The sequence below is a fragment of the Litorivivens sp. genome (assembly GCF_057445395.1).
Genome location: NZ_JBVBUV010000097.1, coordinates 1 through 10,853, shown reverse-complemented (window position 1 = coordinate 10,853; position 10,853 = coordinate 1). Strand labels below are relative to the sequence as shown.

General features: G+C 55.5%; 10 protein-coding genes. 2 read left to right on the top strand and 8 right to left on the bottom strand.

Translation table 11 applies throughout. The features are described 5' to 3' along the window. Positions 1-255: hypothetical protein (locus tag AC222A_RS17655; RefSeq protein WP_486775346.1), on the top strand; the 255-nt coding region annotated here is incomplete at its 5' end. Between the two features lie 85 nt (positions 256-340). On the opposite strand, the gene AC222A_RS17650 is transcribed toward AC222A_RS17655, so the two are convergent. From AC222A_RS17650 to hrcA, 8 genes are all read right to left on the bottom strand, one after another. Beyond that, positions 341-1,312: a diguanylate cyclase domain-containing protein gene (locus AC222A_RS17650; protein WP_486775345.1), complete on the bottom strand. Its 972-nt coding sequence runs from the start codon at positions 1,310-1,312 to the stop codon at positions 341-343. Positions 1,313-1,417: 105 nt separating this feature from the next. Then, on the bottom strand, positions 1,418-1,849 hold the full coding sequence (locus AC222A_RS17645; RefSeq protein ID WP_372748044.1) for an acyl-CoA thioesterase: 432 nt from the start codon (positions 1,847-1,849) through the stop codon (positions 1,418-1,420). Further along, complete coding sequence (locus AC222A_RS17640; protein WP_372748045.1) at positions 1,830-2,915, bottom strand: MBL fold metallo-hydrolase; 1,086 nt, start codon at positions 2,913-2,915, stop codon at positions 1,830-1,832. The genes AC222A_RS17645 and AC222A_RS17640 overlap by 20 nt, the downstream gene beginning before the upstream one ends. A 222-nt stretch (positions 2,916-3,137) precedes the next feature. Next, a complete protein-coding gene (gene dapB, locus AC222A_RS17635) occupies positions 3,138-3,944 on the bottom strand; it encodes a 4-hydroxy-tetrahydrodipicolinate reductase (protein WP_372748046.1) in 807 nt (268 codons plus the stop codon). Positions 3,945-4,068: 124 nt separating this feature from the next. Further along, complete coding sequence (gene dnaJ / locus AC222A_RS17630; protein WP_372748047.1) at positions 4,069-5,202, bottom strand: molecular chaperone DnaJ; 1,134 nt, start codon at positions 5,200-5,202, stop codon at positions 4,069-4,071. A gap of 93 nt (positions 5,203-5,295) precedes the next feature. Further along, positions 5,296-7,218: a molecular chaperone DnaK gene (gene dnaK / locus AC222A_RS17625; protein ID WP_372748048.1), complete on the bottom strand. Its 1,923-nt coding sequence runs from the start codon at positions 7,216-7,218 to the stop codon at positions 5,296-5,298. Positions 7,219-7,334: 116 nt separating this feature from the next. Beyond that, positions 7,335-7,928, bottom strand: coding sequence for a nucleotide exchange factor GrpE (gene grpE, locus AC222A_RS17620; RefSeq protein ID WP_372748050.1), 594 nt, complete (start codon positions 7,926-7,928; stop codon positions 7,335-7,337). A gap of 123 nt (positions 7,929-8,051) precedes the next feature. Further along, a complete protein-coding gene (gene hrcA / locus AC222A_RS17615; RefSeq protein WP_372748051.1) occupies positions 8,052-9,101 on the bottom strand; it encodes a heat-inducible transcriptional repressor HrcA in 1,050 nt (349 codons plus the stop codon). A 142-nt stretch (positions 9,102-9,243) separates the two neighbouring features. On the opposite strand from hrcA, the gene recN reads away from it, so the two are divergent. Next, positions 9,244-10,853: DNA repair protein RecN (recN, locus tag AC222A_RS17610; RefSeq protein WP_372758448.1), on the top strand; the 1,610-nt coding region annotated here is incomplete at its 3' end.

The window sequence follows — 10,853 nt, the reverse complement described above, 5'->3', positions numbered from 1 at the left end:
TGGCTGGAACCGTCAAGCAAACCTCCTTGGGTAACAGAGTGTGCCGCATTCTACCGTGACAACAGGCCAGAATACGAACGGATAAAGTGGGCGCGCGCAAAAAAGCGAGATGAGGGCCCCATCTCGCTTTCGGTATACCGTCATCGGCTCACCGGCATCACCGGCCACAGGATTCTGGCGCGCGATTTTACGCGAAGTGCCCTGAAGCTGTCCACCGCAGATTCCCGCAAAACGCTCTATTTATCTATAGAATAGCCGGCATTCAGATTGATTTTGTCCCGTTTTACCAAGCTTGGCGTATGACGGCAGGGCCGCGGCGCCAACAGGCAGCTGCGCCTCATCAGGCGACGCCCAGCGCCTCGCCCCCTTCCGCCATCGAGCGGATAAGCGCCTGCTCCAACCGCGAAGGGATATCCTCACTCGTTCCGTCATCGGTATCCGTCGCCGCCAAGCCGCCAGCAACCAGCACTTCGTTTTGACGAACCGGAGAATCAAATTCCATCAGCGCGATCAGCTTATGAATATCTTCAACCACCCGCCCGGCACTGCGGCCAGAAGTTTCAGGCAACATCAGCACGATAGAATCGTCGCTGTAGCGGGCCACCAGATCGGTAGTGCGCACCGTATCAGCGATCACATTACCTATTTTCGCCATGACTCCGTTAGCAACTTCCTTGCCGTGCCGACGAACCAAGGTACTCCAGCCGGTCACCCGATAGAGGGCTACCGACAAGGCCTTGCCATTGCGCTGGATTCGTTTGAGCTCGCTTGCCAGAGCCTGCTCAAAAAATCGGTGATTGAGCAGACCGGTTGCCTGATCAGACACTTCAACTGTTTCCAGCCTGCTCTGGATAGAGCCCAACTCGGCGCGAGATGCCTGTAATTCGTCGTTTACTTCACCCAAACGATTATTGGCCACCATGAGCGAGCGCCTGGCTTGTTGGGCCTCATCGATGGCTGAAGACACCTCCAACCGCTGCCGCGCAGACAGGGCCACCAGCGCCCGCGCCAGCTGGCCAATCCCGTCTCTTCGACTCAAGTAGGGAATCGGACGCTCCGGTTTTCCTCGATTGATTCGGGAAACGGACTCGGCAAGGGTCAGTAGTGGCTCATTAACACGTCGCGTAAGCACCATCCCGCTTACCCAGACGGCCAGCAATACAGCAACAAGGGCAAACCCAAACCATGGCAGCATTACGGCATCAGCGGTCAGCGTCATCACGCCTGCGTTGCCGGCGAAAAACAGCACCACACCCAGTGCCAACCCGGTCACACCGAGCAATGCACCTATGATTAATGGTCGTATATCCATTGCAGTTTCCTTTAAACGGCATTTTCTACAACCTAATCTACCGACGCTGGTCGCCGCTGAACATACGTAATTGACACAGCCTCTATAGGCGTGAAAGCCCCGAAATCAAAGGCCTCGCAGGGGATCGAAATAACCCGCTGGTTCTGAAACCGTCTTGCCGCTGGCACTATCTATTAATATGTGTGCAGTTTTGGCCCGGGCAATAGCACGCCCACTTTCACGTTCGCTCACCTGATAAACCACATCGTAACCACAGCGGTGAAAACCAGTGACACCCACATCAACCACCATTACTTCGCCATAACGGCCTTCCGAATGGTAAGTCATCGCCAGATCTGCATTAACCATCATCAGCCCAAGCGACGCATCGTTTTCGCTGAAACCGCGCTGCAAGGTGAAGCGTAAGCGCGCTTCATTCAGCAAGCTGACAACGGCATCATTACCCAGGTGGTTACCGCGATTCACATGACCAATCAGGACAGGTATCTCAGTTCGAAAGGGCAGAGTTTCAGGCAGTTCAATGACAACGCGTGACATGGGGCTCGGATTCGGTCGCTTCAAGAGGGGGAACATCATAGGGAGTGCCGGGGGTCGGCGCAATGAACTCACCAACCGGGATAACGCCGGCCGCAGACAGTACCTGCAGCCGCTCTACCGCCTGAAAACGCCGCTCTGGCGACAGTTTGAATGCCCCCCAGTGAACACCTAGACTGAAATGTGACTGCAGCTCACTATGCGCCACAACTGCCTCGTCAGGCCCCATGTGCTGGTAGGCCATAAACCAACGGGGTAAATAAGCACCGATTGGCAGCATAGCTGCGCGCATTTGCCCATAGCGTTTATGGGTTTCGCGGTAATGCTCGCCGTAGCCACTATCACCACCGAAATACACTGGCCCTCCGGTGGTTTCCAGCACAAAACCCGACCAGAGGCTCAGGTTTTGATCTGACGGCAGCACCCTTCGGTTCGACCAGTGCTTCACCTCAACTGCGCTAAGTCGACAACCATTAGCAAGCTCAACGTCTTGCCACCAATCCAGCTCAATCACGTTGTCGATGCCCAAAGGTGTCAGCAGAGTTCGGTTCCCCAGCGGCACGACAAACAGCGGATCGTGCACCTTTTGCAAACGCCGCAGGCTTGGGAAATCCATATGGTCAAAATGACTGTGACTGATCATCACCACGTCAATTGACGGCAACTCATCGAAGGCGATCCCCGGCGGATGATGCCGCTGGGGGCCAGCAAAACTTACCGGACTGGCGCGTTCAGACCAGATAGGGTCAGTTAACAGGTTCAGTCCATCCGCCTGTAATAGTAACGTCGAGTGATTGACCCAGGTAATTCTGAGCTCGCCTCGTGCCATTCTGGGAGCTGGTCGTGGGGATGGCGGCAAGGTGTCGTCCCGCGACCATACTATACGCTCACGCCGGAGCATGTAGGACAACAGATCACTGAAACCGTGAGGAAAGGGATCCGCGTTGTGAAATCGCTTGCCATCAAAATGATCGCTAACCGGCCCCTGATAGCGCGCTGGAGAGCACCCTGCAAACACTACAGATACAACCGCCAGCGCCATACCGGCGAGCAACGACCGGACAACCAAGTTCACCCCCTACGTCGAACCCACCCATCATCACTGCTGTGATCAATAAACTTGCGTCGCCAGCGTAGCCGTAGGTGCGTATTCGTACCCGAACAGTATTGAGAACAACAGAAATGCTAGCGCCAACTCAGGCGCAAAAGAGCAAAGCGCCAACGATAAATCGTTTGGTCTGGCAGCCGGAGAGTTAAGCGCTGTCTCAGCCACCTGACCGAGAGAGACGCCCTAGTTAAATCCGAGAACATCGCGCATGTCATAACGACCTGCGCCTTGTTCATCCAGCCATTTCGCCGCACGAACCGCGCCGCGAGCAAACGACATACGTGAACTTGCCTTGTGGGTAATTTCGACTCGCTCACCTTCAGCGAAAAAACTGACCGTATGGTCACCCACCACATCGCCGCCGCGCACAGTTGCGAAACCAATCGTTTCTCTCTCGCGCGCACCCGTCTGGCCTTCACGCCCGTAGACCGCGACCTTTTGCAGATCACGCCCCAGCTTGTCGGCAACAACCTGCCCCATGCTCAATGCAGTACCGGACGGCGCATCAATTTTGTGGCGATGGTGGGCTTCAACAATCTCGATATCCACATCATCACCAAGCACACCGGCGGCCATTTCCAGCAACTTAAAGCAAAGGTTCACACCCGTACTGAAATTGGATGCCTGACATACGGCGATGCTCCCTACCGCTGCGTCCAGCTCTGTTTTTTGCTGCGCATCGAAACCGGTGGTTCCAATCACGATTTTCTTGCCCGCCGCACCACAGGCCTTGGCATTCGCCAAGGTGGCCGCTGGAACAGTGAAATCGATCAGCACATCAAAGTCATTGATGACGTCGTCAATAGTTCCTGCCACTTTGACGCCATTTTTACCCATGCCCGCCAGTTCGCCGGCATCGGCCCCAATGAGAGAACTGTCCGGGCGCTCAATAGCCGCCGTCAGTTCACAACCGTCCGCCAGATTGATGGCTTCGATAAGAGTTTTGCCCATGCGGCCAGCGGCGCCGGTAACTGCGATTCGGGTGGTCATTGTTTGATCCGTGCTAAATAAGAATTGCGTTATTCTAGATGTCTGCGCGCCGATTCGCGAGCAGAGCCCGCCCCCAGCCGGTTAACTTCATAACGGCGAGAGCAAGTTCAACCATCAAACGAGGTCAGATTTTCAGGTCGTCGAAAAATTCTTTTACCCCATCAAACCAGCTTTTGCGACGCGGCGAATGTGAGTCACCCTCCAGCGAGCGCTGAAACTCTTCAAGCAGCTCTTTCTGCTTCTTGTTGAGGTTCACAGGGGTTTCCACAACCACCCGACACAACAAGTCACCAACAGTACCGCCACGCACGGGTTTAATGCCTTTGCCACGCAAGCGAAACAGTTTACCGGTTTGCGTTTCCGCCGGAATTTTAAGTTTTACACGACCATCCAGCGTAGGCACTTCCATTTCACCACCCAGTGCGGCATCAGCAATGGAAATAGGCACTTCGCAATACAGGTGTTTGCCGTCCCGCTCAAAAATCGGGTGAGATTTGACCGCCATCTGCACGTAGAGGTCACCCGCAGGGCCACCATCGGCACCCGCCTCGCCTTCGCCGGCCAGACGAATACGATCGCCAGTATCGACACCCGGCGGCACCTTGACTGACAGGGTCTTGGTTTCTTCAACACGCCCCTGACCATGGCAGCTGTTACAGGGATCACTGATGGTCTTGCCCTTACCGTGACAGGCAGGACAGGTTTGTTGCACCGAAAAGAAACCCTGCTGCATGCGCACCTGGCCAACACCGCCACAGGTGCTACAGGTTACCGGCTTGCTACCAGGTTTGGCGCCACTGCTATCGCAGGTATTACAACCAACCAGCGTTGGAATTTTGATCTTGGCAGTGGTTCCTTTTACTGCCTGCTCCAGATCAATCTCTAGGGTGTAGCGCAGATCTGATCCGCGCTGCGGGCCACCGCGGCCACGGCCACCACCTCCACCGCCAAAAATATCACCAAACACATCACCAAAAATATCGCTGAAGCTGCCGCCACCAAAGCCACCGGCACCCGCGCCACCTGCCATGCCATCGACACCCTGATGGCCGAAGCGGTCATAGGCGCCGCGCTTTTCTTCGTCGGAGAGCACTTCGTAGGCTTCACTGGCTTCCTGAAAACGCGCCTTGGCCGTATCGTCATCCGGATTGCGGTCCGGGTGATACTTCATGGCCAGGCGTCGGTAGGCCTTCTTGATTTCCTGATCGGAAGCGCCTTTTTCGACACCCAATACTTCGTAATAATCGCGTTTTGACATGTGTTTTGTCCGTACCACCAACCCAAGCTAAGACGCCGGGCACAAGGCCCGGCGCTTCATAGTCCGACGCCCGAAGTCAGGCGCCTGACACTTTTACTTCTTGTCTTCGTCCTTCACTTCCTCGAACTCCGCATCAACCACATCATCTGCGGCAGAGCCGTCACCGTCGGGCTGCTCGCCCGCCTGTGCTTCAGCAGCCTGTTCGGCGTACATCTTCTGCGCCAAAGAGTTGGAAGCCTCACCCAGTTTCTGGGCAGCAGCGTCAATCGCCTCTTTGTCGTCGCCTTTCACCGCTTCGTCGACAGCCTTCAGCGCCTCTTCAATCGCGGCCTTCTCTTCGTCACTCGCCTTGTCACCCGCTTCGTTCAGCGTCTTGCGCGTGGCATGGGCCAGCCCCTCGGCCATGTTCCTAGCGGTAACCAGCTCTTCGAACTTCTTGTCTTCGTCAGCGTGGGCTTCCGCTTCCTGAACCATTTTATCGATATCGGCATCGCTCAGACCACCAGAGGCCTTGATCACGATGGACTGCTCTTTGCCGGTTGCCTTGTCTTTAGCAGACACGTGCAGGATACCGTTAGCATCGATATCGAAAGTTACTTCGATCTGCGGCATACCGCGCTGTGCAGGCGGAATGTCGGCCAAATCAAATCGGCCCAGCGATTTGTTCTGGGCAGCTTGTTTGCGCTCGCCCTGCACCACGTGAATAGTTACCGCAGTCTGGTTGTCTTCAGCTGTCGAGAAGATCTGAGACTTTTTAGTCGGGATCGTAGTGTTTTTCTCAATCAGCGGAGTCGCCACGCCACCCATGGTTTCAATGCCCAGGGTCAGCGGAGTTACGTCCAGCAACAGCACGTCTTTTACGTCCCCGGCCAGTACCGCACCCTGCAAGGCTGCACCCATGGCAACAGCTTCGTCGGGGTTCACGTCCTTACGCGCTTCCTTGCCGAAGAATTCAGCAACTTTCTTCTGCACCATCGGCATACGGGTTTGGCCGCCAACCAGAATCACATCGCCAATTTCAGAGGCGGACAGTCCCGCGTCTTTCAGAGCCACTTTCATCGGCTCCAGTGAACGGTCTACCAGTTCTTCTACCAGCGACTCCAGTTTGGCGCGGGTCAGTTTGACCACCAAGTGTTTCGGACCGGAAGCATCTGCGGTGATGTAAGGCAGATTCACTTCGGTCTGCTGACTGGAGGACAATTCAATTTTTGCTTTCTCAGCAGCCTCTTTCAGGCGCTGCATCGCCAGCGGATCGCCCTTCAGGTCGATACTGTTGTCTTTCTTGAACTCGCTCGCCAGATAGTCAATCAGGCGCAGGTCGAAATCCTCACCACCGAGGAAGGTATCACCGTTGGTAGCCAGCACTTCAAACTGGTGCTCGCCATCAACTTCAGCAATTTCAATGATGGAGATATCGAAGGTACCACCGCCCAAGTCGTAAACCGCAATTGTGCGATCGCCTTCGAGGTTGTCCATACCGTAAGCCAACGCGGCTGCAGTTGGCTCATTGATAATGCGCTTCACGTCTAGGCCAGCGATACGGCCAGCATCTTTGGTAGCCTGACGCTGAGAATCATTAAAGTAGGCCGGCACGGTGATAACCGCTTCGGTTACTTCTTCACCGAGGTAGTCCTCAGCGGTTTTCTTCATTTTCTTCAGTACGTCTGCAGAGACTTGGGGCGGCGCCATTTTCTCACCGCGAGCTTCCACCCATGCATCGCCATTGTCGGCTTTGACGATCTTGTAAGGCACCATTTTGATGTCTTTCTGTACAACATCGTCCTCAAAGCGACGACCGATCAAACGCTTGACCGCATACAGAGTGTTGTGCGGATTAGTTACCGCCTGACGCTTGGCGCTCTGACCAACCAGAACCTCACCGTCTTCGGTGTAGGCAACGATGGAAGGCGTGGTACGTGCACCTTCAGCGTTTTCAATGACTTTGACCTTGTCACCATCCCGGATGGCAACGCAGGAGTTGGTAGTACCGAGGTCAATACCAATGATCTTACCCATGTTTCTCTCTCCACTTGGCCCGCCGTGCGGGTCCTTTTCAATTCGTGTCTGGTTTCTATATTGGCCCTATCCGGCTGATTTCAAGGGCCATTCGCATATTTTGTCGATTTAACTGCCTATTTCGACACAACCACCATAGCCGCGCGCAGCAGACGCTCGTTCAGGGTGTAACCTTTCTGCACCACCTGAATGACCGAATTCGGCTCAGCACCGGGCGCCTCCACCATAGACATGGCTTCATGCAATTGCGGATCGAAGGGCTCGCCTTCCGGGTTGATCGCTTTGAGGTTATGTTTTTCAAGCATGTCGGCAAAGCTGCGGTAGGTCAGCTCCACACCTTCCAGCACAGCTTTCACCGCATCATCGGCATGATCCTGAGGCGCGTTCTCCAGGGCTCGCTCCAGGTTGTCTACCACCGGCAGCAAGTCTTTGGCAAAGCGCTCAACGGCGAACTTTCGGGCATTGTCGGCATCAATTTCTGCACGCCGACGGATGTTCTGGGCCTCAGCAGCAGTACGCAGGGCCTGATCCTTGGCATCGGTCAATTCCTGCTGCAGAGCGTCGATCTGGGCCTGCAGATCGTCGCTCGACCCAACTTCAGCCACCTGCTCAGATTCTGCATCGGCGAGCGTTTCTGGCTGACTGCTTTCTTCTTCAGTCTGCTCTTGTGCTGCCTTCTCGTCCTGCTCTTTTCTGTTTTCCTCAGCCACGCTTTGACTCCATCGTTGATTCTGACACCGGCCCAACGCCGTGCAGGCCTTCAATGGGGCCGATCTGCAAGAATTCAAGGCTGAAGTTAAAAATTATTCTTTTTATTAAGATAAAACAGCAGGTTAGCCAGCTCGCAAAGCCAGGCTCAGCATCCGCGCAGTCACATCCACCATGGGAATAACCCGCTCATAGGCCATGCGTGTGGGGCCTATGACCCCCAATACACCCAGCGGCCGCCCGTCACCCAACTGATAAGGCGCCGTAATGACGGAGAAATCGCCGAAAGCCTTGTAGCCAGACTCTTCGCCAATAAAGATCTGCACTCCGTCTGCCAGCAGACAGCGGTCCACAAGATCCAGGATGTCTTTCTTGCGGGCAAAGGCGTTGAACAATTCGCGCATCTTGTCGAGATTGTCCGGCGTGGCAGCATCGAGCAACTGACTCTCCCCTGCCAGCACATATTCGGCCGGACGGTCGCCCTCACCATCCATTTCCAGGGCGCGCGCCGCCAGATCGAGAGAGGCCTGCATGTAGCGATCAATATCGTCCTTATCACTGCGCATGGCCGTCAGCAGCGCATCGCGGATAGTATCCAGATCACGGCCCGCATAATGCTGATTGATGTAGTTGGCGGCCTGCTTTAGCTCTGACTCGGTAAACGCGCGCTCGGTGCGAATAACGCGATTTTGCACCTCACGCTGATTTACCACCAGAATGACCAGAATCCGATTGTCCGCCAGCGGAAGAAATTCCACCTGACGCAGAGACAGGCGGTGACGACTGGGCAGGGTAACCAGCCCGGCCTGCCGGGTCAGGCTGGACAACAGTTGGGAAGCCGACGCTATCAGCTCATCTGAAGGCTTCTCCGCATCCAACTCGCTTTTGAGATTATCCAGAATACGACCTTCCAGCGGCGATACCGTAATAAGCGAATCCACAAAGAATCGATAACCGCGCTGGGTAGGCATACGGCCGGCAGAAGTATGCGGAGAAACCACATAACCGCGCTCTTCCAGCTCCGCCATGATATTGCGCACAGTAGCCGCACTGACCGGCAGACCACTGTCCTGCAGCAGGGTTTTCGAGCCTACCGGCTGGCCCTCTCGAATGTAGCGCTCAACCAGCACTTTCAGGAGTTTCTGGGCGCGATCATTCAGTACATCTGCAACCATAGTATTCTCAAATAATGCCACTGCCTCGAAAGCATTCTAGCCAGCATCAGGTTTTTTACAATCGCCCCTGTTCCATAAACCGGTTTTACTGTATAAATAGACACCACTATCCATATAACCAGTATACCGACAGGTGCCCGACATGCTGACACATCTTTGTATTCGCAACTACGCCATAGCAGAAAGCCTGGATATCGACCTGCGAAACGGCATGACTGCTCTCACCGGTGAAACCGGCGCGGGCAAATCCATCATGCTCGACGCTCTCGGCCTCGCCCTCGGCGACCGCGCGGACGCCGGTATAGTACGCCACGGAACCGACAAAGCTGAAGTGCATGCCCTGTTTGACATCACAGCCATTGCCGGCGCCAAGGCCTGGCTGGAAAGCCGCGACCTGCTCGACGGCGAAGAGCTGATGCTGCGCCGGGTCATCACCGCTGAAGGCCGCTCCCGCGCCTATATCAATGGCCAACCCTCAACACTGCAAGATGTGCGAACCCTCGGTGATTTTCTGGTCGATATTCACAGCCAGCATGAACACCAGTCCCTCCTGAAAAAGGATTACCAGCGCGACCTGCTAGATATCTGCGCAGGTGTCAGCGAGTTGGCTCTGGACGTGGCAGATTTAGCCCGCAAACATCAGAAAACCCGGCATAAGCTGAATGCCCTCACCGAACACAGCGACGAGCAGAAAGCCCGCGCCCAGCTGCTCGAATACCAGCTTGATGAATTGCTGGCGCTGGCGCTGCAGCCTGGTGAGGTTGAAGCGCTGGAACAGGAACAGAAAGCACTGGCCAACGCCGAGCACATACTCAATGCCAGCAATCACGCCCTGAACCTCTGCAAGGAAGGCGAAGTAAACGCCCTGGGCATATTGCATCAGGCCCTATCGTCACTGCGTGCCAGCCCGGTAAAGTCCGAGCACCAGAACGCCGCCGACGATCTACTGCAAACCGCGTTGATACAAATTGAAGAAGCCAGCAGCGAACTCCAACACCACCTGGATCGCGTCGAGGTAGATCCCGCGCGCTTGCACGAGATTGAAGAAAGACTCGATACCGTTTACCAGATCGCCCGCAAGCACCACTGCAAACCACACGAACTGCCGGAACTGCAAGACAGACTGCAACAGGAACTCGACGCCATTCAGGGCGGCGGCAACAGCATCTCCGGCCTGCAGAGCGAACTCGCCGAGTTGGAAAAGCGCTACCGCAGCGCAGCGGGCACCCTCAGCAAAAAGCGGCAAAAGGCCGCCGCCACCATCAGCAAAAAGGTTGAATCCCACCTCGCCGACCTGTCGATGGCCAACTGCCGCTTCCAGATTCAACTGGCACCAGCCGAACCCGACACCCTGCCCAGCCATGGGCTCGAAGATGTTGAATTTCTGATCAGCACCAACCCCGGCAGCAAACCCGGCCCGCTGAACAAAATTGCCTCTGGGGGCGAGCTGTCGCGCATCAGTCTGGCGATTCACGTGGTCAATGCACAGGCCGTAACCGTCCCCACCATCATCTTTGACGAGATAGATGTAGGCATTGGCGGGGCAACGGCAGAAATTGTTGGCAGCCTGCTGCAGCAGCTGGGACAGACCACGCAGGTGCTGTGTGTAACCCACCAGCCGCAGGTGGCAAGTCAGGCCAACCACCATATCAAGGTCAGCAAACAATCCAACAAGAAATCAGTGAAAACCCAGCTGGTGGCCCTAAACGACAATGAAAAAGTGGCGGAGATTGCCCGCATGCTGGGCGGCGT